Genomic DNA, 24,960 nt, shown 5'->3' on the forward strand with positions numbered 1-24,960 from the left:
GGGAAGTAGTCAGTAAGCGTCTTCATGTGTCATGGATCGAACCCTATGAGCGATCACCACATCGTTTTTATTCCAGCAGACCCGCATTACCTGCCGGCTGAGGAGCAGGTATCCCGTGCTAAGGAGACGTTATGGCAATGGATGCCGGAAGCCGATTCGCTTGACGCCGCCGTGTCTGAATACGTGCAGTTTCATGACTGCGGTAGTAATTTCGAGTACGTTCGTTGTCACCTGTGTGGGCAGGAGCTGACCCTTCCCCAGTGGCATCTTCTGATGGATCAAGATTACGATTTAGTGCGCGGGTTTGGGCTAATGCCGCAAACGCTTCCATGCTGTGGAAGTGTGGCCAGCGTGAACCAACTCGACTACTCCTTTATGCAAGGGTTTTCACGCTTTTCTCTCACGGCGATTAACCCCAGAACGGGCGCGGTGAGCCCCCAGCAAGCGGAGCTACTAGGGCAACGGTTGGGTCATCGTCTTCTGGTGATTTATCGCCATCTTTAGTGGGGAAGAGCAGCGGTCAAGACGAGGGTGGACGGATAGGTGAACATGAATAGAGCACAGCCTATTTTCTGGCGTGACGCGCGTATGCCCCACGTCGAACTGCGCAAGATACAGGATGCGCGGCAGGTATGTTATGCACCGCACAGCCATGCGCATTGGTCGCTGGGGGCAGTGACCGCCGGGGTCAGTACGTTTCGATATCGCGATGCCTCACATCAGATTCGTGCCGGTGACCTGGTCATGATGAACCCTCACTGGGTGCATGCCTGTAACCCCATCGCCAACCAGCCTTGGGCGTACCTCATGCTGTATGTGGATGCTCGCTGGATGAGCGAGTTGCGCTATGGGCTTGGCCTACTACCTGCGCCAGAGTGGCAAGACATTGCGACTGCGGTCATCCGCCGGCCGAGTCTCTTCCACTCGTTTTGCGAGATGGCCGGCGGTTTGTTGGATGAGCAAGTCGCGATCGAGCGCAAGCGGCAGGCAGTCACCGCCTATCTCACTACGCTGATGAGCGAACTGGCGGAGGAGCCACCTCTGGCACCCGCGCCGACGCCTGAACTGCTGGCCCAAGTGGCAGACTATTTGCGCACGCACTGCGCCCGCGATATTTCGCTGGAAGAGTTATCCCAGCAAACGGGGTACAGCACGGGGCATTTGATTCGCGCGTTCAAGCAGCACTACGGCCTGACGCCCCATGCCTATTTGATCGATCAGCGTATTCAGTTAGGGCAGGCGGTGCTGAGGCAGGGTCAGCCCATCGTCGAGGCGGCGCTCACGGCAGGGTTCAACGATCAGCCCCATTTTCAGCGAACCTTCAAGCGGCTGGTCGCAGCGACGCCCCACCAATACCGTGCGCCGTCATTCAAGAAGTAGAAATAGCGTGCTCGCTGCCAAGCCGACCGCCAAGCAGCGGTTGATCGTCAGGAGCACGATAGGCCGGTGCAGGTAACGTTTGAGAAACGCCCCCGCGTACACCCAGCTTGCCAGCGACAGCCAGCAGATCGGTAGATAAAGCGCGGCGAATAGGCCAATCAAGTAAGGATCGTTGCCGTTGGTATACGCGCCAATGCCTGCCGCCGAGGCCAGCCACGCTTTGGGGTTGAGCCACTGCATGGCCGCGCCGGTGATAAAGCCGGGGGCTTTGTGGGGGTCGTGCTCGCTCACTCGTCCATCGTGCTGACATAAACGTACGCTGAGGTAGAGTAAGAACACGATACCGGCCCACCGTAGCGCCTCCTCTAGCCAGGGCGTGACATGCAGCAGCGAATAGAGCCCCACGCCAATGCCCAGAAACAGCGCAAGGAACCCAAGCGTCGCTCCGGTCACGAAGATGAGCCCTTTATGAAGGGGGTAGTGGGTACCGCTGCTCAAGCAAACGATATTGACCGGCCCCGGTGAAATGGACGCCGCCAGGGCAAAGGCCGACATGGGTAGCAGTAGCGATGTGCTCATGATGATCCTCCAGAAGGGAGGTGATAGTGTGCAAGCGGGGCGCAATCTGGGTATTGCACAAAATTGATATGTGACGTGCGCAAGATTCGGGTGGGGTTGGGCGTGCTCGCTGGTTATGCTTGGGTCACGATAGGTGGTTCGCAACGATGCCTGAGAGACCGACGCGATGAACGACTATGCCCGAATAGAAAAAGCCATGGCCTTTATGGTGGCCAACGCCACCCAGCAGCCGAGTTTGGAGACGGTGGCGGCGCAGGTGCATTTGAGCGCGTTCCATTTTCAGCGGCTGTTTTGCCGCTATGCAGGCGTTAGTCCCAAGCGCTTTTTGCAGGCGCTGACGCTGGCGCGGGGAAAGCAGCTGATTGCTTCGGCCCAGAGTCTTAGCGACACCGCTCATGCGCTGGGCCTGAGTGGGGGCTCGCGGCTGTACGACCATTTTGTGACGCTCGAAGCGGTGACACCCGGCGAGTTCAAGCGCCAAGGGGAGGGTGTGGAGATCGTTTATGGCATTCATCCCACGCCGTTTGGCGAGGTGTTGGTGGCAGCGACGCCAAGGGGTATTTGCCGAATGGGGTTTCTGGCCGCCACGTCCGAGGCAGGGATGCTGGCTCAGCTCGCCGCTGAGTGGCCGTGCAGTACGGTGCGCCACCAGCCAGAGGCGACCCGCTATGCCGTCGATGCGCTGTTCGAGCCAGGGAAAACGGCTGCGCCGGGGGCGCTGTCGCTACACGTACGCGGCACCAATTTCCAACTCAACGTATGGCGCGCGCTGCTGCTAATTCCCAACGGACGGCTCGCCAGCTATTCGCACATTGCCCAGTCGCTAGGCGCGCCAACAGCATCTCGGGCGGTGGGGAATGCGGTGGGCGCGAATCCGGTGGCGCTGTGGATTCCCTGCCACCGGGTGATTCAGCAAAGCGGCGCGCTGGGTGGCTACCGCTGGGGGCTGGAGGTGAAACGCAACGTGCAGGCCTGGGAAGCGGCTCGGCACCTAGAGCCGCAAGCGCAAGAGAGCGTTCAGAGCTAACCCCGCTTGGTGGCTAAAACCTAGTGGCCAAACACGGACCAGCCGGTGCGTTGTACGAACATCTCCAGCGCCCGTGCGCCTAGCAGGCTGTTACCGAAGCGATCCAGCCCCGGCGACCACACCGCCAGCGATCCACGCCCTGGGGCAATGGCTAGAATGCCGCCGCCCACGCCGCTCTTGCCCGGTAAGCCTACGCGGAAAGCAAACTCCCCCGAGGCGTCGTAGTGTCCGCACATCATCATCAGCGAATTGATCCGCCTCGCCCGCTGGGGCGACACCACCCGCAAATTGCTGGGCCGGTTGACCCCGTCGGAGGCCAGGAAGAGCCCAGCGTGGGCTAGCTGGTCGCAGCTCATGGCGATGGCGCACTGGTGAAAGTAGGTGCCGAGCACTTTATCGACATCGTGTCGCAGCCGCCCAAAGGCCTTCATGAAGTGGGCCAGCGACGCATTGCGATCTTTGTGCTCCATTTCCGACGCGGCGACCTGATGATCGAAACAGATGCTGTTGTCGTCGGCGATATAGCGCACGAAGCTCAATATCTCCGCCAGCGTCTCTTTGGGCGCGTGGCCCATCATGATGGCATCCACTACCGCAATGGCCCCGGCGTTGATGAACGGGTTACGCGGTTTACCGCTCTCGTGCTCGAGCTGAACGATGGAGTTGAATGGGTCGCCGGAAGGCTCGCGACCGACTTTAGTCCAAAGCCCATCGCCCCATTTGCCTAGCGCAATGGTCAGGGTGAACACTTTCGAAATGCTCTGAATCGAGAAGGGCGTCGTCGCGCAGCCCGCCGAAAAACGCTGGCCTTCGACCGTGGCCAAGCTGATCGCAAACTGGCTGGGGTCCACATGGGCCAGCTGGGGAATGTAATCGGCTACGGTGCCGCGTTCGGTTTCCAGGGCCAGCTCGGCGGCAATCTCGTCGAGTATCTCTTGCATATCGGGCGCAATCGTTGGGTGGTGGGAGCCGCTACCCTAGCGGAAAATGGCCAGGCTGTCTGCGGGCATTGCCTTGATGGCATGGCCCATAACGCTAACTTAGTTAATGTTTGGCTTGATTTAAGTGCTCGTTGCGCGAGGGGATAGGTGAATGCCTTGCGTGTGGTCGAGGTGGCTCTAGACTGTCACGGTAGCCGCATCACTCAAGGAGCAGGAATGGATAGGAGATCCACCCCTGATGGGTTGCCGACTGCAACGCTCAGGGAAACCATCGCCATTATCAGTCAAGTCATGGCCCCCAACGTGGCAAAGGGGGTCATTCTTCGTCGTCCAAACGTCGTTGGGATGGTGGAGCGTTTTGGCCTGGATGCGAAAGGCATTCGGCAGTTGCAAGCGCTCAGCAAGAAGTATGGCCGTGGCCCACTCATGCTGAAAGTGCCGGGCAAAAAGATGGCAGTGGTGCTCGATCCCGCTGATGCCAACCATGTGCTGGAGCACACTCCGGAGCCTTTCGCGACGGACGAAGCGCTGAAGCGCAGCGCACTCGGTCACTTCGAGCCTGACATGGCGCTGGTGTCCCACGGGGAAGCACGCCAAACGCGCCGCCAACTGAACGAGCGGGTGTTACAGAGTGGCTGCCCGCATCACCTTTTTGCCGATGCATTTACCCAGGTGGTGGAGGAAGAGGCCGACGCATTGGTGGCGCGCACCAACACACGCTTCGATGAGCTGGACTGGCCGACCTTTCAACGGGCGTGGGAGCGTATCGTACGGCGTGTGGTGCTCGGCGATAGCGCCCGAGATGACCGCACCGTCACTCGCGAATTAGTGCGGCTTCGTAAGGCCGCCAATTGGGGCTTCATGCACCCCAAACGCAAACGCTTGCAGCAGCGGTTCGAGCAGCATTTGGCGTTTTACTATCAGCAAGCCGAGCCCCATAGCCTGATGGCGATGCTGTTTCACCATTCGACCGAAGAGACCGACAGCGACCAAGCACCGCTTCAGCAAGTGCCGCAGTGGTTGTTTGCCTTTGACCCCGCTGGCATGGCGGCGTTTCGAGCGTTGGCGTTGCTGTGCGTGCACCCAGAGTTTGCGGCCAGAGCGTTGGATGACGTAAACGACACGCCGCCACCTGACATGGATTGCCTCAAGGCAAGTGTGTTGGAGGCGCTGCGCTTGTGGCCCACCACACCACTTATTTTGAGACAGTCGACGCAACCCACGCAGTGGACACCCGGGGAGATGCCTGCTCATACCTCTGTACTGATTCATACGCCTTATTTTCATCGCGATGAACGCTATTTGCATGCGGCTCATCGGTTTACGCCTGAGATGTGGCTTCGCCCGGACGGCGAGAGGCGATGGCCGCTGGTGCCATTCAGTGGCGGGCCTGGCATCTGCCCCGGTCGACATATCGTACTGCTGGTGACTAGCCGCTTGCTCGCTGCGCTTCTGCGGCGGGCGCGCTGGGAGCTGCATCCTCCAGGAAAGCTGAGCAGCGAAACCCCTATGCCGGGGTTGCTTAGCCCGTTCCACTTGCGCTTTCGCTTGGAGCGCTTTTCGTCCGATGACGCCACCACGGCCTAACAGGAGACCCTGCCATGCCACATGCCCAGCCTACTACCGGCTTACGTTTCGATGTGCTGGTGAATATCTTGCCGGCTGAGGCCGATATTCCGTCATTACAAAGCTATACCACGCGAGATGGCGGCACATTGAGTTACCGTTACTATGCTTGCCACCACTATGCTAGCCACAACCATGCCAGCCACCGCGCTACTCAGCAGGCTGCGCCGTCGACGCTGTTGGTGCTGTTACATGGCTCATCGGCCAGCAGCCATTACTTGGCGCCCATGGCAGAGTACCTAGCGACATCGGTCGGGTTCGATGTCATCACGCCGGATTTACGTGGCCATGGACCAAACCCAGCCAAACGTGGCGATGTGGACTATATCGGTCAATTAGAGGACGACGTAGCCGACCTGATCGAGCATGCTAAGCGTGAGCATGCGCCCTATGAGCGTGTGGTGATTGGTGGGCACTCTTCGGGCGGAGGGTTAGCACTGCGCTTTGCAGCGGGCAAGCAAGCAAGCCATTTAGCCGGGGTCGTGCTATTGGCCCCGTTTTTAGCTTACAACGCGGCCACCGTGCGCAAAAAAGCGGGATGGGCAAAGCCGAATCTATGGCGCATTCTGCCGCTGGCGTTGCTGAATCAAATGAACGTGACTCGCTTCAATCACTGGCCGGTACTGCACTTCAACCTGCCGCTGGCCTACCGCACCGGGTCGGAAACCCTGCGCTACACCTACCGCATGATGGAGAGCTTTGGAACGGCGGACTACAAGGCCGACCTTGCCAATATTCGCGCGCCCATTCTGGTACTAGTGGGCGATAGAGACGAGGCGTTTTACGCTAAGCAATTCGAGCCTACCATTCACCTCCACGCGGCGCAGTCAGAGTTTGAGTTCATTGCGGGAGTGTCGCATTTAGATATCGTCGTCAATACCACCGCTGCTCAGCGTATCGCCCTCTGGGCAGAAACTCACGGCCTATGAAATGAGCGTTATACGACTTGCGATAAGGGCTTTTCTCAGTATTTAATGCCGTTGCCTTTCTTATGTTTTCTAACGCCTTTAGTGCAAGCGAGTCACTCTATGCAACGCCATACCGATACGCAGGGCAGCCGCGATGTTTGAACGGCGCCCGCTCTTCCTAGCGGTAGGGATAGCGCTGGGCACTCTGTCATTATCAGGATGCGGGTCCAGTGGCGGCGGCGGGGGAGATAGCAGCCAGGGCGTGTACACCCCTAGCGGCTCCTCCCCTGGTGTGGGGGCCAGCCAGACCCCCGAACCGCTCGAGCCGGGATTGGTGAGGGTGGCGGTGACGGATAGCGCGTTCGATGTCGCGACCATCACCAACAGCGAGCGGGTGATCGACCGTTTGGACGTCTACACCGGCACGGCTGACGTCAGCGGTGTGGATGAGTGGCACGGTAACGCCGTGACATCCACCATCACGGGCGGCACTTTAGGCAATGCGCGTCTGGACCTTCTGAAAATAGAAGATAGCCAGGGCGCGACGCTGAACAACGCTTTGGATTATGCCATTGGGGAAGCCGCTAACCGGGGAGCGAGGGTCATCAACGCCAGTTTTTCCCGCCGTTTGGAAGCCAGCGACCCTCGTCTTACCTTCAATGGAGTGACCTCGGCGACGTCATATCAGCGCGTAGTAGATGCCAACGACGGCAAAGGCGCGATCTACGTGGTGAGTGCTGGCAATACGGGCAGCGCTATCGATACGCAAGGCAAGCCGATCTACACCAGCCAGCCTGGGCTGTACGAGATGATGCTGATTGCCGTGGGCACGACGCCCAGTGGCACTATTCATCCATCGAGCAGCTATCCCGGCGACGATGCGCAGTTGCAGTCGCGCGCTATTGGTACCGACTTCGCAAACCGCGATGTAGGAGCCCAAGGCACCTCGATTTCCGCCGCACGGATTTCGGAATATGCCGCAGGAATCATAGGCCAGTGGCCGCATCTCACGGCACAGCAGGCCAGCCAGCGGCTACTCGACACAGCCAGCCAGGAGAGCGCGCTGTTCCAGCAGAACACCTGTGGCACGAGCGGCACATTGAACTGTGGCGCTTTCTATTTGGGCCAAGGTGTTGCTGATATTGAGGCAGCGCTGGCCCCGGAAGGCGATCTGATCGTCAGCCAGAGCCAGCGAGTAGCCGATGGCGGTGCGCTAGCCGATGTCTCTTATCTACAGCTTTCAGACGCTTATGGCGATGCGGTCGCAGCGTCTGGTGTGCTGGAGAATGTGGTGGCCTTCGACGCGCTGGGCCGAGATTACGCCATCGATTTAGGGCGCCATACCCAGTCCCGCACCGTGCGGGCTTCGCAGCTTCGCGATCAGTTGCAACAGATGGCAAGTGCTTTCTCATCGCACGCCACCGCTCAGACGGCGATCGAGGGCAACTATCGTCTCTCGACCCGCAGTACGGCCTACGGTGAGCTGCTGTCCAGCCGTTTCGATGGCACCTTTGGTAACGCCCAGCTCAGCGCCTTTCGTTTCTCTGGAAACCAGCCTAGCCCAATGGGCAACTACGCCGAACTTGACGTGATGCCAATGATCTCGTTTCAAACCGGGTCGGCGTTGACCCAAGCCTTCGAGCGGGTGGACGGTGTAGAAACCCGCTATGAGATAGGTGAACGGTTGAGTATGACGGCCTCCCTTTGGGTGGGCGATATGGCTAACGATGCGGCCAGCGATTATCAAGCGCAGCGTTCCGACGTCGGTTTGGCATGGCAAATTGCCCCAGGGCTGCGTATCGACAGCTATGTCGGCCAACTGAGCGAGCAGCAGGGCCTGCTGGGCGCTAATGGCAACGGTGCATTGGGTTTGGGCGATGATAACCGCATGCGCTTTGCGGGCATTAGTCTGCAGGCCCAGAGAGATGGCTTTCGCGGTTTTGCCGAATTCGAACAGGGGCAGGGCAGCGCATCTGGTAGCGGCCTGCTAACTCGCGTGGATGGCATGCGCGCTCAGCAAATGGCGCTGGGGCTACAGTGGCAGGGAGAAGGCGAGCGCGCCGACCGTTGGGCGTTGACGCTGCGCCAGCCGCTGCGCATCGACAGCGCCACGGCCAGTTTCGATGTGCCCGTGGGACGTCGCTTGGATGGCAGCGTGGTGCGTGATACGCGCAGCGCCTCACTGGAACCGTCAGGCCGCCAGCTCGATATCGAACTGGGCTATGGGTTTGCCGCCAGCGAGCGCAGCCAGTGGCAGTTCAACCTGCTGCACACCCGCGAGCCGGGCCACGATGCGAACGCACCGAGCGATTCAGCGGCCATGGTGAACTACTCCTACGCTTGGTAATAGGCGCTCAATGACCACCTTAATGATTCAAGGTACCACCTCGGATGCAGGCAAAAGTACCGTGGTGGCAGGGCTTTGCCGCGTTCTTAAACGGCGCGGCTTCTCCGTCGCCCCATTCAAGCCGCAAAACATGGCGCTGAATAGCGCGGTGACCAGCGATGGCGGCGAGATAGGCCGTTCCACCGCACTGCAGGCCCAGGCGGCGGGTGTCCTTCCCCATAGCGATATGAACCCGGTACTGCTCAAGCCGGAAACCGACCGCGGCGCTCAGGTAATTTTGCGCGGCAAGGTACATGGGCATATGGATGCGCTGGATTACCATGCCTATAAACGCACCGCGAAAGAGAGCGTGATGGCGGCCTGGCAGGCGCTGGAAAGCCGCTTTGATGTGATCATTGCTGAAGGGGCCGGCAGCCCGGCGGAAATCAACCTGCGCCAAGGCGATATAGCCAACATGGGATTTGCCGAGGCCGCCGACTGCCCGGTGCTGCTAGTGGGCGATATCGACCGTGGCGGCGTGTTTGCCCAGCTAGTCGGCACGCTGGCGCTGTTGAGTGAGAGTGAGCAGGCTCGCACCAAAGGCTTCATTATCAACCGTTTTCGCGGTGATATTGCGCTGCTGGAGCCGGGGCTTGAGTGGTTGGAAGCACGTACCCAAAAGCCAGTGATGGGTACGTTGCCGTATCTGCAAGGGCTGCTGCTGGATGCCGAAGACAGCATTGGCACCGTGCAGGCTGAAAAAGCAAGCCAAACGCTTGAGGTGATCGTACCCGCGCTGCCGCGTATCAGTAACCACACCGATTTCGATCCGCTGCGCCTGCATCCGCAGGTATCGCTTAGCTTTATCGGCCCCGATCAGCCCATCCCCCCCGCTGATGTGATCATTCTTCCCGGCAGTAAAAGCACCGCCAGCGACTTAGCCTGGTTAAAGCGCCAAGGTTGGGACGCCGCAATGACTCGTCACCTGCGCTATGGCGGCAAAGTACTGGGCATTTGCGGCGGTTTTCAAATGTTGGGGGAGTGCGTCGATGACCCAGACGGGCTAGAAGGCACGCCCGGGAAAGTCGCCGGGTTCGGTCTGTTACCGCTGACGACACGCATGGTGGCGGGTAAGCAGCTTCGCAACGTGAGCGGCGTGCTAATGGGCGAAGAAGCAACGGTCGCGGGGTATGAGATTCATAATGGTGTGAGCGAAGGTCCGGCTCTGAGTAGCCCGCTCTTCGATCTAGGCACCCACTTGGATGGGGCCATCAGCGAAGACGGCCAAGTAATGGGCACTTACCTACACGGCTTATTCGATCATCCTGAAGCCTGCCAAGCGCTGCTGACCATACTTGGTTTAGCCCAGGTAGGCCGCGTCGATTATAGCGCCCACCGCGAACAGGCCCTGGAGCGCTTGGCCGATACGTTGGAAGCGCACTTGGATATCGACGCGATTCTGGCACTCATTGCATCGCCAAGTACTACTAACAAGCGTTGCTAAATAGCCTCTTTGCCCCAGTGCTCTAACAGAAGATCAATGAAGAGCTGCGCGGTGCTGGATAAGCTGTGTGAGTTGCTGCGCACCAAGCCAATCGAGCGCTGAATGCGTGGCTCGGGTAAATCGCGAGAACAGAGCGTGTCGTGATCGGGGCCGGGCATGGTCATGCGCGGCAAAATCGCCACGCCAAGGCCTGATTCCACCAGCCCCAAGGAAGTAGAGAGGTGCTGCACCTCGTAAAAGCTGTTGAGGTGGATACCCTCTGCTGACAGCGCGTTATCCAGCAGCGTGCGGTTGCCACTATCGCGGCTCACGGTGATGAGCCGCACATCCTCTAAATCGCTCCACTCAATCTGCTTTTTGCTGGCCAGCGGATGGTCCGAGCGCAGTGCCAGTACAAACGGATCTCTTAGCAGCGGCGTAAAGCGCACCTCCGAGCTTTGCGCGCTGATCATATTGATACCGAAATCCGCCTCGCCATTAATGACTTTTTCCAACCCCTCGTTGGCGCTGACATCCAAAATCCGGATGCGAATGCCCGGCCACGCCTCGCTAAACACGCGAATGACACTAGGCAAAAAGTAGAAGGCCGCCGTGGGCAGGCAGGCAATCGTCACCGTGCCTTTTTGGTGCGTGACAAGCTCTCGAATGCCTAAAATCGACGACTCATACTCTTCTAACATTCGCCTAGCGCGCGGGAGAAAATCTGCCCCAATGGGCGTTAGCCGAGTCCGCCGTGTGGTTCGCTCAAGTAGTTCAACTTCAAGGAGTTCTTCGAGTTTTTGGATACGCCGCGTCAGCGCAGGCTGCGACAAATGCAGGCGCTGAGCCGCCTCATGAAAGGTGCCCAATTCCGCGACCAAAATGAAGGCCTGGAGGTCAAGAAATTCGAGTCTGTGAAGCATGGGATTCTTGCGCTAAAGCGGTGGTTTGATAACCAATACACATTAATGCAAAAAATGGATTTATAGCAATCTATATTTGCATTTGAGACATTAAATATTGGCTGACATGCTCCGTTCATACAGTCATCGCGAACTATGGCGGAGCAATATGAACAGCATTCCTTGTGTCATTATGCGGGGCGGCACCTCACGAGGTCCCTTTATTCGCATGAAAGACCTGCCCAGTGATCAGGCCCAGCAGGCCGATATTCTGCTTAGCTTGATGGGCTCCGGCCATGCGCTACAGATCGATGGGATTGGGGGCGGTGACCCGCTCACCAGCAAAGTCGCCATTGTGGAGCGCTCATCGCACCCGGATGCCGACGTCGACTATCTATTTGCTCAAGTAGACGTAGTCAACAAGCGTGTCGACTTCAACCCGAACTGCGGCAACATGCTCTCTGCGGTGGGGCCTTATGCTATCGAAACCGGGCTGGTGGAACCCCAGGACGGTACCACCGTGGTGAGGGTGCATAACCTGAACACTCAGCGGCTGATCGAGTGCCATGTGCCCACTCCGGGCAAGCAGGTGCAGTACGAAGGCAGCGTAACTATCAGCGGCGTTCCTGGCAGTGCGGCGGGTATCCAGCTCAGCTTTTTAGACATCATGGGCAGTAAAACGGGCCAGCTTTTGCCCACTGGTAACGCCTGCGATGAGATCGATGGGGTGGAGGTGAGCTGTATTGATGCGGCGACCCCCATTATGTTGCTGCGCGCTGAGTCGGTGGGATTGACCGGCTACGAGTCACCTGGGGAGCTGGACAATAATGCTGCTTTATTAAGTCGCTTAGAGCACTTGCGCCGTGAAGCAGGGCGTCGGATGGGCATGGGGGATGTAAGCCAGAGCGTACTGCCCAAGGTGGTGCTGATTTCAGCGGCACAAGCAGCCTCGCATACGCTGAACGTGCGCTACTTCGTACCGCACCGTTGTCATAAGGCGATTGCCGTGACAGGGGCGATGGCGGTGGTGGCCGCGATTAACGTGCCCGGCTCGGTGGCCCATCATATGGCTTTTGGCACTGAGAAGCTTTCCGCTGGGCAACTGCTCTCACACATAATATTGGAGCATCCTTCTGGTGCTATTGAGTTAACGGCAGAGTATCGCCAGCAGAATGCGTTTGACCTAGCGCGGGTGTCACTCATTCGAACGGCTCGCAAAATTATGAGCGGGCAAATTTTTTACGCGACCCCTCCCAAGGGAGTGGGGCATTACGCCACCGAAACCATTGATTGAATAACCTGACCTTTATAATGAACCGACAATAATCAATAACAGGAGTATCGCCATGACCACCCTGAAAAACACTCCGCTAAAGACATTCAAGAAAGCGCTACTGGTCGTTGCTTGTTCCACGCTTGGCGCTATCAGTGTGAGTGCTCAAGCGGACAATGTGAACGTGCCTGACACCATCCACTGGACCATTCCCTTTGGTGTAGGCGGAGGAACCGACGTATGGGCGCGTTTTTTCACCACCTGGATGAGCGACCATATTCAAGGCAACCCGACACTGGTGATTGATAACGTGCCCGGCGGCGGCTCTATCAATGGTAGCAACTTGTTCGCGATACGGGCCGATTCGGATGGCAGCCAATGGATAGGCACCTCGGCGTCCACCCAGTATCCGGCCATGCTGCAAGATCGCCGTGTGCGCTATGACTACGACGACTGGACGCCGATTCTGGCCACACCCACCGGTGGCGTAGTGTATGCCCAGCCTAACCTCGGTGATACCGCCGAGGATGTGCTCCGGGCCGTAACCGAGCAGCGCGTCAAATTTGCCGTGCAGAGCCATACCGGATTGGAGCTGCCCGTCTTGATTGCGCTGGACTTGTTAGGGGTCGACGTGCAGGCCGTGTCGGGCATGCGCAGCCGTGGCGAAGGGCGGCTAGCGTTCGAGCGCGGTGAAGCCGATATCGATTTTCAAACCACCTCGGCGTATTTCAGTAGCGTAGCGCCGCTGGTCGAGAGCGGAAGAGCGGTTCCGCTGTTTTCCCTTGGGGTGCTCGACGACAGTGGCCAGGTCGTTCGTGATCCTGCCTTCCCTGATTTGCCGACCTTCAACGAGGTGTATGAAAACCTGCATGGGGAAGCCCCAAGCGGCCCTGCCGCCGAGGCGTATCGCAAGTTCTTCGCTTCAGGATTCACGCTGCAAAAGCTGATTCTACTGCCCAAGGACGCCCCTGAGGCGCTCATCCAAGAGTATCGCGATGCAGCGCGCCGCTTCGTGGACACCGAAACGTTCAAAGAAGCCGCTATGGCTCAGCTAGGCCCCTATACGCCGGTGGTCGGCGAGGTCGTCGAGCAGCACTTGCAAGATGCCATGTCGCTGGATGACGACACGCGCCAGTGGCTCGTCGAGTGGCTGCTCGAACAGCACGGCGCCCGCATTTAACACGCTGGTTCATCAAAGGCACTGTCGAGGCAGTGCCTTTCGGCTCCTTCACACTCAATAACACAAGAGCCACGACAATGTTCGATGTCTTATTCTCCAGTTTGGGACAGTTGTTTACTGTTCCCCATATGCTGTACATGGTGGTGGGTGTCCTGATTGGGTTAATCGTGGGCATCATTCCCGGGCTTGGTGGCATTGCCGGAATGTCGCTGCTATTGCCGTTCCTCTATGGCATGGAGCCGTCTGTGGCTCTTGGTATGCTCATGGGCCTGGTGGCGGTCATTCCCACGGGCGACACCTTTGCCTCTGTACTGCTTGGCATACCAGGCTCTAGCGCGTCGCAGGCCACCGTGGTGGACGGCTTTGCCCTGGCTAAAAAAGGGCAGGCGGCGCGGGCGCTCTCCAGCGCGTTTCTTTCGTCGATGATGGGTGGCCTGCTGGGCGCGGTGGTGTTGACGGCCTTTATCCTGATTGCTCGGCCGGTCGTGCTGTCGTTCTCCTCCTCTGAGCTGTTCATGCTGACGCTGCTGGGGCTCTCGATGGTCGCGGTGCTGTCTGGCAAGGATGTCTTCAAGGGCATTGCGGCCTGCGGAGTGGGGTTGCTGGTGGGCACCATCGGCATGGCCCCCGCCACGGGGGAGTTCCGCTTGCCGTTCGAGATCGACTACCTCTACGACGGTCTGCCGCTCGTCGTCGTGGGGTTGGGTATTTTCGCACTGCCCGAAATCATCGATCTGTTGGTGAAGCGCGGCGCGATTGCCGAGCAGCCGTGCCAGCTGGGCAAGGGGTGGAAAGAGGGCGTCAGGGACGTCGCCAAACGCCCTGGACTCGTCGCTCGCTGTGCGGGTATTGGCAGTTTGATGGGCACGATTCCCGGCTTGGCGGGCTCGGTGGTCGATTGGCTCACCTACGGCCACGCGGTGCAGAGCGCCAAGGATAAAACACAGTTCGGTAAAGGCGATATTCGCGGTGTGATTGCGCCGGAATCGGCGAATAACGCCTGTGCCTGTGGAGCGATGGTGCCCACTCTGCTGTTTGGTATTCCCGGTTCGGGGACGGCGGCGGTGTTCCTGGGCGGCTTGCTGCTACTCGGTCTGCAGCCCGGTGTGAGCATGCTGGAAACCAATTTGGACCTAACGTACACCATCATCTGGTCGTTGGCCCTGGCGAACATCCTCGGCGCTGCGCTCTGCTTGGGACTGGCGCGTCCGGTGGCCAGCCTGACACGGGTGCCGTTCGTGATTTTAGCGCCCTTGATCACTATCTTGATTCTCTTTGCGGCGTATCAAGCCACGCGCTCGCTGGGGGACCTGTTCGCACTTGGTGTCATCGGTGCGTTTGGCGTGCTGTTCAAGCAGGCCAACTGGTCACGCCCGGCCTTCCTGATTGGCTTCGTGCTTGCGCCCGGTGCCGAGGCGTACTTTTATCAGGCTGCCCAGTTCCAGGGGGCTGACGCCTTCATGCGGCCCGGTGTGTTGATCATCGGCGCGCTGATTGCCGCCTCGTTGGTGATTCCCCCATTACGCAGCTACCTGCATGCCCAGCGTCAACGAAAGGCGACCACACCGCATACGCCTCTAGAATCAGCAGAGCCGCTGTCGCTGGGCGCCATCGACGTGGTGCTGCTGGCTAGTCTACTAGCCGGTGCCGCCTACATGTGGTGGACGTTCGCTGATCTTTCCATGCTGGGAGGCATTATGCCCCGACTAGCGATCGCCATCATCGTGGCGGCCTGTGTGTTGGAGGTCGTGAGAACGGTCATTAAGCCGATGAAGTGGCAAACTCAAACGCTGAGCCAACAGCTGCTTTGGGTCGCGGGTTTCTTTGCGTTGATTGGGGGCGTGATGGTGCTCGGTTTTCTATTTGCTGCAGCGATCTTTTGTCTTGGGTTCTTATTGGTCGTCGCGCGTATGAAGCCAGTGGCTGCTGTTGGGTTAGCGGCAGGCGTAACGCTCTTCTTGATGGGAATGGCGCATATGCTGACGCTTAACTATCCAACGGGCATGCTGGCGGGCCTGTAACACCACCCTTGAGAAGTAGACGCACAAAAAGCCATTCAATTGGCTTTTTGTGCGTTGGAAACATGAAAATGTGGTGCTGAATATTAGTTGGGGCGTTTGGCCATCAACGTGATTTCTACCAAACTGCCACCGCAGATATGCGGGGATTCGGTGCAGGTCCGCGCTGGATAGCGACCAGGTTCGAAAAAATCCGCATAGATGCTGTCAAACGCGCTAATTTGCTTAAGATCCGCTAAGTGCACGTCAGCGCGCACTACATCAGCAAGGCTGCCACCCTCTTGTTCGAGCATGCGGGCGAGTTCACGCAGAACTAGGCGAGCCTCCTCTTTGATATTGCCCCGCGCCGCCTCTCCGTTAGAAAGATCGGCCACCGTGAGGCCAGAAATAAACATGTAGTGGTCGTCAACTACCATGTGGCTGCCAGGAAAATCCGGCTTTGGCAGGGTCGGGTCGTTGATGAACTGGGTCATATGCTCTCCTTGGCAATAAAAAACGCCTTGCCTTCAATGCGACTCCCCTAGATCAAGAGGGTTCCATCGACAACAGGCTGGTGTCTCCTCGTGCTTTGCTCTACGCTGGCGGGCTTTCATAACCCGTCAGCGCTTGTCGCTACGAAACATGGCGGGGTGAACGAACGTAACGAGAGAGCGTCATGAAGGTAGTCCATGTAAGTCAGAGTGAGCCGCGCGATGCGTGTTTGGCCAAGCTATGCGCCGAGGTGTATGGCCAGCAGGCAGGCTTGACGCCGTTGGTGATCTTTACCGGCACCAAAAATGTACTGTTTGCCCAAGAAGGCGCGCGGTTGTTGGCAGGGGTTGATGGCGAAGGACACCCTTTAGCGCTGGCGCTATTGGTGCTGGATGAAGCGGGCGAGGGCATGACCGTGACTCACGCCTGCGAGTTTGCAAAAGGTGCAAAAGCTCGTTTGCTGAGCGAGCTCAGTCTGAAGGCTCCGCTGCGCATCGATACGCAGGATGAAAAAGCTAAAACGTTCTTTCAACAGTGCGGCTTCAAACGCTGGTTAGAAGCGGAAAATGGCCAGCATATCGGGCTGTCGACTCGCCATCCTGCTAACAGCATTGAGACGCTATCGCCTACGTTAGCGCTGGATGAGGCGCTGATTATGCGCCGCTTCAAACACGATCCCGTGGCGTTCGCCCAAGCCAAAGAGGCTTTTTTAGCTGGGTTGAATCGCGTTCCCGTGTCGCTCTAAGGCAACGTCGTGTTCCTTTTTTTGCAACCAATTTCCATGCTGTTGTCATGATCTGGTGAGCTGTGCTGGGTAAGATAGTGCCATGGTTCAACGTTTGTTAAGAGGAACAATAGATGGCGCTAGCAGTGATGGACAGCTCTTCGCGTTACGGGTTGGTGAGTCGGGCATTGCACTGGGGAATGGCGCTGCTGTTCGTGTGGCAGTTTAGCAGTGCCGTTGCCAGGGTATGGCTGGAAGATACGGCAATTGAGGGCTTTCTGTGGGGGGCCCATAGCCAAGTGGGTGTCGTGTTGATGGCGCTCGTTGTGATTCGCGCTGTTTGGGCAGTGATGAATGCGTCACGGCGTCCGCCCGCGGTGAGCGTAATGGCGAAGCTTGGACACGTGGCGCTTTATGGATTGATGATCGTGGTGCCAGCGATTGCGCTTATTCGCCAGTACGGCTCGGGTCGTGCGCTGGATGTATTCGGGCTGTCTCTCATGTCGGGCGGCGGTGAGCGCATCGAATGGATGACTAATTTAGGCGGTTTGTTACACGGCGAGCTGGGGTGGGCGCTATTCGCCCTGGTGGTAGGCCATGTAGTGATGGCGGTTTTGCACCGCAAACTGACCAACCACAGCATCATGACGCGTATGGCTTAGCCATTCAGGCATTGCAATATGCGCAACGGCGCACCCATTGGGTGCGCCGTTTTCGTTGCTGCTCTAGGCAGTGCGAGGCTATTTGGCGAGCTCGCGCATGGCAGTTTCCAGCCCTTCCAGCGTCATCGGATACATACGGTCGTCGATGAGCTCGCGAATGAGCGTGGTCGAGTAGGTGTATTCCCAAGCGCGGGGAGGCATTGGGTTAAGCCAGGCTAAACGGGGAAATTTCTCGGTCAAGCGTTTGAGCCACACGCCGCCGGCTTCGTCATTGAAATGTTCGACGCTACCGCCAGGATGGGTGACCTCATAAGGCGACATGGCCGCATCACCGACGATGACGACTTGATAGTCCGCGCCGTAGGTATGCAGCACATCCATGGTCGGAATGCGCTCGTTGCCCCGACGCAGATTGTTGCGCCATACGCCTTCATACAGGCAGTTATGGAAATAGTAGTGCTCCAGGTGCTTGAACTCCGAGCGTGCCGCCGAGAATAGCTCTTCGCAGACGCGAATGTGGTCATCCATGGAGCCGCCGACGTCCAGAAACAGCAGCACCTTGACCGCATTGTGGCGTTCTGGGCGCATCTGAATATTGAGTAGCCCGGCATCACGTGCGGTTTCTCGGATGGTGCCACTGACGTCGAACTCGTCCCGCGCGCCTTGGCGGGCGAACTTTCTCAGTCGCCGAAGCGCCATTTTGATGTTACGGGTGCCCAACTCCAGCGAGTCGTCGTAATCCCGAAAGCGCCGTTCGTCCCACACCTTGGTGGCGCGGCGGTGACGGGAGCCGTCTTGCCCGATGCGAATGCCTTCCGGGTTGTAGCCGTATGCGCCAAATGGGCTGGTGCCGCCGGTACCAATCCATTTATTGCCGCCTGCGTGGCGCTCTTTCTGCTCCTCCAAACGTTTTTTGAACGTCTCGATGAGCTCTTCGAGCCCGCCTAGCGATTCGATCTTGGCCTTCTCCTCGTCGGTGAGCTGTTTCTCGAATTCGCGGCGCAGCCACTCCTCGGGGATCAGCGCTTCGATAGCGGCGTCCATGTCTTCGATGCCTTTAAACCAGGCGGCAAAGGCACGATCGAAACGGTCGAAGTGGCGCTCGTCTTTGACCATGACCGTGCGCGCTACCTGGTAAAACGCCTCCATATCGGCAAATACCACGCCGCGCTCGACCACGGCGTGAAGGTCCAACAGCTCCCGCAGCGAAACGGGGACACCCGCGCGTTTGAGGGTTTCGAACAAGCCTATGAACATGGCTTAGCGCCCGCTGCTCTTTTGGCGACGCATCATGAACGCCAAGCGTTCCAACAGGTGGGTATCCTGCTCGTTTTTGACCAGCGCACCAGCCATGGGCGGCAGTGCCTTGGCGGGGTCACGATGGTAGAGCGCTTCCTGGGCTAGCTCGTCGGCCATCAGCAGTTTGAGCCAATCGACCAGCTCCGAGGTGGAGGGCTTCTTCTTGAGGCCAGGTGCGCTGCGCAGGTCAAAGAAGACTTCCAGCGCCTCGCTGACCAGTTTCGGGGCAATGTCAGGAAAGTGAACATCGACGATGGCCTGCATGGTTTCGCGATCGGGGAACTCGATGTAGTGAAAAAAGCAGCGGCGCAAAAAGGCATCCGGCAGCTCTTTTTCGTTGTTAGAGGTGATGACGATAATAGGGCGCTTTTCGGCGCGGATGGTTTCGCCGGTTTCGTAAACGTGAAACTCCATGCGATCCAGCTCTTGGAGCAGGTCGTTGGGAAATTCGATGTCTGCTTTGTCGATCTCATCGATCAGCAGGACTACCCGCTCATCGGCGCTAAAAGCTTCCCACAGTTTGCCGGGCTTGATGTAGTTAGCGACGTTCTCGACGCCCTCTACGCCCAATTGGGAATCGCGCAGGCGGCTCACTGCATCGTACTCGTAAAGCCCCTGAGCGGCTTTGGTGCTGGATTTGATGTGCCAAGTGATCAGCCGAGTGCCGAGGGCGTCTGCCAGCTCTTCGGCCAGAAGCGTCTTGCCGGTGCCGGGTTCGCCTTTTATGAGCAGCGGGCGCTCGAGCATCACGGCAGCATTCACCGCCTGCTTGAGCGCATGGGTTGCGATATACGAAGAGGTGGAGTCAAACGCCATAGTGGGCCTCGGCTTGTCGAAAGCGTGGTGAACATCAGATTCAAACAAGTGTACGTGAGGCTGGCTGCCCAGGCCAAGCGCCGTCCGCTGTCAGGCCTTGTTCGGCGGCACGATGCCCTGGCGCTGCATTTGCCGATATACCGTTGGCCGTGAAACCCCCAGCTCGCGGGCCACGGCGCTAATGTTCCATTGGTGTTGCTGCAGCTGAATGAGGAGTTGGCTATCGGCGGCCTCGTTTTCAGGCGCGGTGATGGCTGGCGAGTGGGTAATGCGCTGGCTGAGGCACTGTTCGGGCAGGTCGTGTACGGTGATTTCGTTGCTCTCGGCGGTGGCCAGGGCAAACGCTAGGGCGTTTTTCAACTGGCGTATATTGCCTGGCCAGGCGTAGGCGAGCAGGGCGCTGATAGCATCGGCCCGCAGCCGTGGCGCTGAGCTTGCGCCGCGCTCTTTGACCACATCGCTGAAAACTTGGCGAATCACATAGAGCTTGTCGGCGCGTTCACGCAGCGGTGGTAGGCGTAGTTGGGCGCCGTTCAAGCGGTAGTAGAGATCTTCCCGAAACTCCCCCCGCGCGATCATGGTATCGATATGGCGGTGGGTGGCGGTAATCACCCGGATGTCGATTTTTTCCGGTTTACTGGCGCCTAGTGGCATGACCTCACGCTCGGCAAGTACGCGCAGCAGGCGGGTTTGTAGCGCCAGTGGCATATCGCCGATCTCGTCTAAAAACAGCGTGCCGCCATGGGCCTGAGGGATCAGCCCGCGCATACCTTTTGCACGCCCGCCGGTAAACGCGCCGGGCTCGTAGCCGAATAGCTCGCTCTCGATCAGCGCTTCGGGAATCGCCGCACAGTTCACCGCGATGAACGGGCCTTTGGCGCGGTTGCCGCTATCGTGCAGTGCGCGGGCAACCACCTCTTTGCCGGTGCCGGTTTCGCCGCTGATCAACACGTTGACACTGGCCTCGTTGCGCAGCCGTTCAGCCAATTTTTGTAGCTTACGTATCGCGGGGTCGTCGGCGCCCAGTCGTTCTAGCGGCGTCGGCAGGGACGATGCGGGCTGGTCGCGGGATACGATCCGCGGCCTACGCGGCTCTAGCAGGCTAATAAAGTAGATGGCATTGCTGGCGCGGGCGCGAAATGCCCGCAACTGGTCGTTGGTCGCGCTGTTGATGCTGAGCACATCGGCAATCTCGCACTCGAAGAGCTCGCTAAGCATAGGGGCGTGTAGTGCAGACCACGGCGGCCAACGGCGTTGGTGTTCCTCCATCAGTTCACGGCCTACGGCGTTGGCGGCAATCACTTGGCCGTTCTCTTCTATCGCGATCAGCCCCCGCCCATTCACGTGCACGAACTCTCGCGAGGTATCCAGGCGCACCATCAAGCAGTCGCGGTAGCGCTGCAGGAAGTAGGCGTCTTCGATCATGCGGGCGTAGAGCGTGACCAGCGAGAGGCTGAAGTTCTGGCTCTCATGCTGGGCAGGCGACTGCAGCGCGGAGATATCCAGCACGGCCATGACGTTGCCGTGGGGGTCGGCGATAGGGGCAGCCGTGCAGGTCAGCGAAATATGCGTGGCGTCGAAGTGCTCCTGGCGGTGGCAAATGATCGCTTGCCGGTCGTGCAGGCAGGTGCCTACGGCGCAGGTACCCGCGAAGCGCTCGTCCCAGTCGGCTCCTAAATAGAGGCCCGCTTTGCGTAGCTGCTGGTCTTGATTGGGATTGCCGCGAAACTCCACGGTAATGCCGCGATGATCGGTGAGGAGCAGCACGTAGCCGAGCTGGGCGATTTGTCCATAGAGCTGCTCGACCCCGGCGCGGGCGACGTGCAGCAGCTCATCGACGGATTCCCGGTGCTCGATCAAGGTTTGCTGGGGCACCACCCGGGCAGGGCGTGGTTTCGTAGGGTCGAGCCGGTATTCGTTCAGACAGCGCAGCCAAGAGCGGCGGATGGTGGCCTGCGCCGGTAGCTGCGGTGCGTCCACGCCTTCACAGAGCTGGAAGATGTGCTCGATATGCTGGCGCTGCACGGAGGCCAAGCGTGTCGGTGGTCGTGATGGCGTCGGCATGGCGAATCCATACAGAATTATTGTTGTACCTCCAGACTATGCGCTTTGTCGTGGGTGTCAACGAGGCTGTGTTACGCCGTTAGTCGTGGGTTACACCTGTAACGTTAGCCGTACACGAGGTGTGACAAGTGTACAGGTGGTGCGTTGGTGGATAGCAATGCAAAAATGTTTTTTGTCTAAATTTTTCAATTGCTTATTGATTATTTTGCACATTTGGCACGGCGGGTGCTTAGGGTTGGGTGTCTTATCGACAGTTCAACAATAACAACGACCTTGGAGTACCCGCGATGACTCACACAGAGGTAAGAACCCCATCCCACGCCACCAGCACCGTCAACGCATGGCTACAGGAGTTTGATGAGGCGCTGCAGGCACGCGATAGTCAGCGCGTGCTGACGCTATTCAACGACGAGTGCTACTGGCGCGATTTTCTGGCGTTTACCTGGAATCTAAAAACGTGCGAAGGCAAGGAGGAAATCCAGGCCATGCTCGATGCCACGCTGGCCCGCACGCGGCCTTCTCAGTGGCAGCTCGATGGGGAGGCCAGCGAAAACGGCGATACCATCGAGGCGTGGTTCACGTTCAAAACGGCCATTGCCAGCGGCAAAGGCTACCTGCGTTTGAAGAACGGCAAGTGTTGGACACTGCTCACTACCATGCAGGCGTTGAACGACTTCCCCGAACCGCGCAATCACCATCGCCCCAAAGGGGCCGAACATGGTGCCAACAAACAGCGTGAAACCTGGCTGGAAGCCCGTGAACGTGAGGAAGCCGAGCTTGGTTACACGCGCCAGCCCTACTGCGTGATCATTGGTGGTGGCCAGGGCGGTATTGGCTTGGGGGCGCGGCTGAAACAGATGGGCGTGTCCACGATCATCATCGAGCGCAACGAGCGCGCGGGGGACTCTTGGCGCAAGCGCTATAAATCTCTCTGCTTGCACGACCCGGTATGGTACGACCACCTGCCTTACATCCCCTTCCCAGAAAACTGGCCGGTGTTTGCCCCGAAAGACAAAGTGGGCGATTGGCTGGAAATGTACACGAAAGTGATGGAGCTCAATTATTGGAGTTCCACTGAGTGTCAGAATGCACGCTTCGATGACGCCGCAGGTGAGTGGATCGTGAACGTGAAGCGCAATGGCGAAGAGATCACGCTACGTCCGAAACAGCTGGTGATGGCTACCGGGATGTCGGGGATGCCCAACGTGCCCAAGTTTGCAGGCGCGGAGAGCTTCGAGGGCGAGCAGCAGCACTCCAGCCAGCACCCAGGGCCGGATGCCTACGCCGGTAAAAAATGCGTGATCGTGGGCTCGAATAACTCGGCTCACGATATTGCTGCCGCGCTCTGGGAGCATGATGCCGATGTCACCATGCTTCAGCGCTCCTCGACCCATATCGTCAAGTCGGACTCATTGATGGAAGAAGTGCTGGGGCCGCTTTACTCGGAGGAGGCCGTCGCGGGCGGGTTGACCCACGAAAAAGCAGACCTACTGTTTGCCTCGATTCCTTACAAGGTGTTGCCCGATTTTCAACGTCCGGCGTTCGATGCCATCAAACGGCGGGATGCTGAATTTTACCAAAAGCTCGAAGACGCGGGCTTCATGCTCGACTTCGGTGACGATGAGTCTGGCCTGTTTTTGAAGTACCTGCGCCGTGGCTCGGGCTATTACATCGATGTGGGGGCCTGCGATCTGGTCGCCAATGGCGATATCAAGCTGCGCAGCGGTGTGGGTATCGAGCGGATCAATCCGCGCTCGATCACGCTCACCGACGGCAGCGAATTGGACGCTGATCTGATCGTCTACGCCACCGGCTATGGCTCGATGAATGGGTGGGCGGCTCGACTGATTTCTCAAGAGGTAGCGGACAAGGTGGGCAAATGTTGGGGATTAGGCTCTGACACCACCAAAGACCCCGGCCCGTGGGAAGGGGAGCTGCGCAATATGTGGAAGCCCACCCAACAAGAGGCGCTGTGGTTCCACGGTGGCAACCTGCACCAGTCCCGGCACTACTCTCACTATTTGGCGCTGCAGTTGAAGGCGCGTATGGAAGGACTAGATACCCCCGTCTATGGGCTGCAGCCGGTTCACCATGTGTCTTAAAAGCCATGTGTCTTAACAGAAAGGGCAACCTATGAGCCAGTCAACGGATCAATCACAGATGCAGGCCGCGGTGTGGTATGCGGCGAAAGATTTGCGCGTCGAACAGGTGCCGATGCCGACCATCGATGACCCCCATGCGGTGAAAGTGAAAGTCGCCGCCTGCGGTATTTGCGGCAGCGATTTACACGAATACGCCGCCGGGCCGATTTTTATTCCGGTAGGCAAACCGCACCCCATTAGCGGCGGCCAGGCACCGATCATTATGGGCCATGAGTTCGCAGGCGAAGTGGTCGAGGTTGGTGAGAAAGTGACTCGGGTGAAGGTAGGCGACCGCGTGGCCATTGAGCCGATCCTCTCGCCTAATAAAGATGGCGCTTATCAGATGGAGCGCTACAACCTGACGCCGCTACTCGGCTTTCACGGCCTTTCCGGCGGTGGCGGCGGATTCTCTGAGTTCACTGTGATGGGTGAGCACATGGTGCACAAACTGCCGGATGACCTTAGCTTCGAGCAGGGGGCGCTGGTCGAGCCTGCGGCGGTCGCGCTGCATGCAGTACGCCAGAGCAGCCTCAAAGCCGGGGATAGTGCCGTGGTGTTTGGTGCTGGGCCGATTGGCTTAATGACCATCGAAGCCCTCAAAGCCGCAGGAGCAGCGCAGATTTATGCGGTGGAAGTCGCGCCTTCTCGTAAAGCCAAAGCCGAAGCGCTGGGCGCCATGGTCGTCGACCCACAGCAAGAAAACGCGGTGGAGAAACTGCAAGCATTGAGTAGTGGCGGGGTGGACGTGGCGTTCGAAGTGACCGGCATTCCCGCCGTGCTCAATCAAGCGCTGCACAGCACCCATGAGGGCGGTGAAGTGGTGGTGGTGATTTTGTGGGAGTCAGAGGCCAGCTTTCAGCCTAATGACTTGGTGATCAAAGAGCGCACCATGAAGGGCATCATTGCCTATCGCCATGTGTACCCAGCGGTGATGGCGCTGATGCAGCGGGGCTACTTCCGCGCCGAGGATATGGTCACTCAACGCATTCCGCTGGCGGATATCGTGGAGGAGGGCTTCGAGGCGCTGTTGAACGATAAGGCGCAAGTCAAAATCATCGTCACGCCATAAACCAACGTGGAGTTGCCATGTAAAGGCCATCCTTCGATGGCCTTTTTTGATGCGGTAACGTCGCGCGCAGA

At 58.6% G+C, this 24,960-nt stretch carries 21 protein-coding genes; 14 read left to right on the forward strand and 7 right to left on the reverse strand.

Annotated elements, in window-relative coordinates:
* The first annotated feature begins 45 nt into the window (after positions 1-45).
* Together GYM47_RS07145 and GYM47_RS07150 are read left to right on the forward strand one after the other, a co-directional pair.
* Positions 46-504, forward strand: a complete 459-nt coding sequence (locus GYM47_RS07145) for a hypothetical protein (RefSeq protein ID WP_153843847.1) — start codon at positions 46-48, stop codon at positions 502-504.
* A 45-nt stretch (positions 505-549) separates the two neighbouring features.
* The gene (locus GYM47_RS07150) at positions 550-1,380 is read left to right on the forward strand and encodes an AraC family transcriptional regulator (RefSeq protein ID WP_194928590.1); all 831 of its coding nucleotides are present in this window, start codon (positions 550-552) and stop codon (positions 1,378-1,380) included.
* Here GYM47_RS07150 and GYM47_RS07155 read toward each other — a convergent pair.
* Positions 1,366-1,959 carry a LysE family translocator gene (locus GYM47_RS07155; protein WP_153843846.1) on the reverse strand — a complete coding sequence of 198 codons (594 nt, stop codon included), beginning with the start codon at positions 1,957-1,959 and terminating at the stop codon, positions 1,366-1,368. The genes GYM47_RS07150 and GYM47_RS07155 overlap by 15 nt on opposite strands.
* A gap of 166 nt (positions 1,960-2,125) precedes the next feature.
* Between GYM47_RS07155 and GYM47_RS07160 the strand changes: the two genes are divergently transcribed.
* Positions 2,126-2,986, forward strand: a complete 861-nt coding sequence (locus GYM47_RS07160) for a methylated-DNA--[protein]-cysteine S-methyltransferase (RefSeq protein ID WP_153843845.1) — start codon at positions 2,126-2,128, stop codon at positions 2,984-2,986.
* A 20-nt stretch (positions 2,987-3,006) separates the two neighbouring features.
* Here GYM47_RS07160 and GYM47_RS07165 read toward each other — a convergent pair whose 3' ends face one another.
* Complete coding sequence (locus GYM47_RS07165; protein WP_139528167.1) at positions 3,007-3,927, reverse strand: glutaminase; 921 nt, start codon at positions 3,925-3,927, stop codon at positions 3,007-3,009.
* 216 nt (positions 3,928-4,143) lie between these two features.
* Here GYM47_RS07165 and GYM47_RS07170 point away from each other — a divergent pair, with 216 nt between their 5' ends.
* The 4 genes from GYM47_RS07170 (at position 4,144) to GYM47_RS07185 (ending at position 10,291) form a co-directional block, all read left to right on the forward strand.
* The gene (locus GYM47_RS07170) at positions 4,144-5,514 is read left to right on the forward strand and encodes a cytochrome P450 (protein ID WP_153843844.1); all 1,371 of its coding nucleotides are present in this window, start codon (positions 4,144-4,146) and stop codon (positions 5,512-5,514) included.
* 14 nt (positions 5,515-5,528) lie between these two features.
* Entirely contained in the window at positions 5,529-6,482 is a 954-nt protein-coding gene (locus GYM47_RS07175; RefSeq protein WP_153843843.1) for an alpha/beta hydrolase, read from the forward strand.
* A gap of 133 nt (positions 6,483-6,615) precedes the next feature.
* Entirely contained in the window at positions 6,616-8,808 is a 2,193-nt protein-coding gene (locus GYM47_RS07180; RefSeq protein WP_153843842.1) for a S8 family serine peptidase, read from the forward strand.
* Between the two features lie 10 nt (positions 8,809-8,818).
* A complete protein-coding gene (locus GYM47_RS07185; RefSeq protein WP_153843841.1) occupies positions 8,819-10,291 on the forward strand; it encodes a cobyric acid synthase in 1,473 nt (490 codons plus the stop codon).
* Here the strand turns inward: GYM47_RS07185 and GYM47_RS07190 are convergent.
* Positions 10,288-11,193, reverse strand: coding sequence for a LysR family transcriptional regulator (locus GYM47_RS07190; RefSeq protein WP_139528162.1), 906 nt, complete (start codon positions 11,191-11,193; stop codon positions 10,288-10,290). The two genes, GYM47_RS07185 and GYM47_RS07190, sit on opposite strands and share 4 nt — an antisense overlap.
* Before the next feature lie 148 nt (positions 11,194-11,341).
* On the opposite strand from GYM47_RS07190, the gene GYM47_RS07195 reads away from it, so the two are divergent.
* The 3 genes from GYM47_RS07195 (at position 11,342) to GYM47_RS07205 (ending at position 15,646) form a co-directional block, all read left to right on the forward strand.
* Entirely contained in the window at positions 11,342-12,466 is a 1,125-nt protein-coding gene (locus GYM47_RS07195; RefSeq protein WP_153843840.1) for a 4-oxalomesaconate tautomerase, read from the forward strand.
* A gap of 52 nt (positions 12,467-12,518) precedes the next feature.
* Entirely contained in the window at positions 12,519-13,625 is a 1,107-nt protein-coding gene (locus tag GYM47_RS07200) for a Bug family tripartite tricarboxylate transporter substrate binding protein (RefSeq protein WP_231125658.1), read from the forward strand.
* A 77-nt stretch (positions 13,626-13,702) separates the two neighbouring features.
* A complete protein-coding gene (locus GYM47_RS07205; RefSeq protein ID WP_153843839.1) occupies positions 13,703-15,646 on the forward strand; it encodes a tripartite tricarboxylate transporter permease in 1,944 nt (647 codons plus the stop codon).
* 83 nt (positions 15,647-15,729) lie between these two features.
* On the opposite strand, the gene GYM47_RS07210 is transcribed toward GYM47_RS07205, so the two are convergent.
* On the reverse strand, positions 15,730-16,116 hold the full coding sequence (locus GYM47_RS07210; protein ID WP_153843838.1) for a RidA family protein: 387 nt from the start codon (positions 16,114-16,116) through the stop codon (positions 15,730-15,732).
* 182 nt (positions 16,117-16,298) lie between these two features.
* Between GYM47_RS07210 and GYM47_RS07215 the strand changes: the two genes are divergently transcribed.
* On the forward strand, positions 16,299-16,859 hold the full coding sequence (locus GYM47_RS07215) for a hypothetical protein (RefSeq protein ID WP_139528158.1): 561 nt from the start codon (positions 16,299-16,301) through the stop codon (positions 16,857-16,859).
* A 113-nt stretch (positions 16,860-16,972) separates the two neighbouring features.
* On the forward strand, positions 16,973-17,500 hold the full coding sequence (locus tag GYM47_RS07220) for a cytochrome b (RefSeq protein ID WP_153843837.1): 528 nt from the start codon (positions 16,973-16,975) through the stop codon (positions 17,498-17,500).
* A gap of 78 nt (positions 17,501-17,578) precedes the next feature.
* On the opposite strand, the gene GYM47_RS07225 is transcribed toward GYM47_RS07220, so the two are convergent.
* From GYM47_RS07225 to GYM47_RS07235, 3 genes are all read right to left on the reverse strand, one after another.
* A complete protein-coding gene (locus GYM47_RS07225) occupies positions 17,579-18,757 on the reverse strand; it encodes a vWA domain-containing protein (RefSeq protein ID WP_153843836.1) in 1,179 nt (392 codons plus the stop codon).
* Between the two features lie 3 nt (positions 18,758-18,760).
* Positions 18,761-19,615, reverse strand: a complete 855-nt coding sequence (locus GYM47_RS07230; RefSeq protein WP_139528155.1) for an AAA family ATPase — start codon at positions 19,613-19,615, stop codon at positions 18,761-18,763.
* Between the two features lie 90 nt (positions 19,616-19,705).
* Entirely contained in the window at positions 19,706-21,679 is a 1,974-nt protein-coding gene (locus GYM47_RS07235) for a sigma-54-dependent Fis family transcriptional regulator (RefSeq protein WP_153843835.1), read from the reverse strand.
* 287 nt (positions 21,680-21,966) lie between these two features.
* On the opposite strand from GYM47_RS07235, the gene GYM47_RS07240 reads away from it, so the two are divergent.
* Together GYM47_RS07240 and GYM47_RS07245 are read left to right on the forward strand one after the other, a co-directional pair.
* Positions 21,967-23,781, forward strand: coding sequence for an NAD(P)/FAD-dependent oxidoreductase (locus GYM47_RS07240; protein WP_153843834.1), 1,815 nt, complete (start codon positions 21,967-21,969; stop codon positions 23,779-23,781).
* Between the two features lie 31 nt (positions 23,782-23,812).
* Complete coding sequence (locus GYM47_RS07245; protein ID WP_269202183.1) at positions 23,813-24,889, forward strand: 2,3-butanediol dehydrogenase; 1,077 nt, start codon at positions 23,813-23,815, stop codon at positions 24,887-24,889.
* Positions 24,890-24,960 lie beyond the last annotated feature (71 nt).

The sequence above is a fragment of the Vreelandella piezotolerans genome (assembly GCF_012427705.1).
GTDB classification, from domain to species: Bacteria; Pseudomonadota; Gammaproteobacteria; order Pseudomonadales; family Halomonadaceae; genus Vreelandella; species Vreelandella piezotolerans.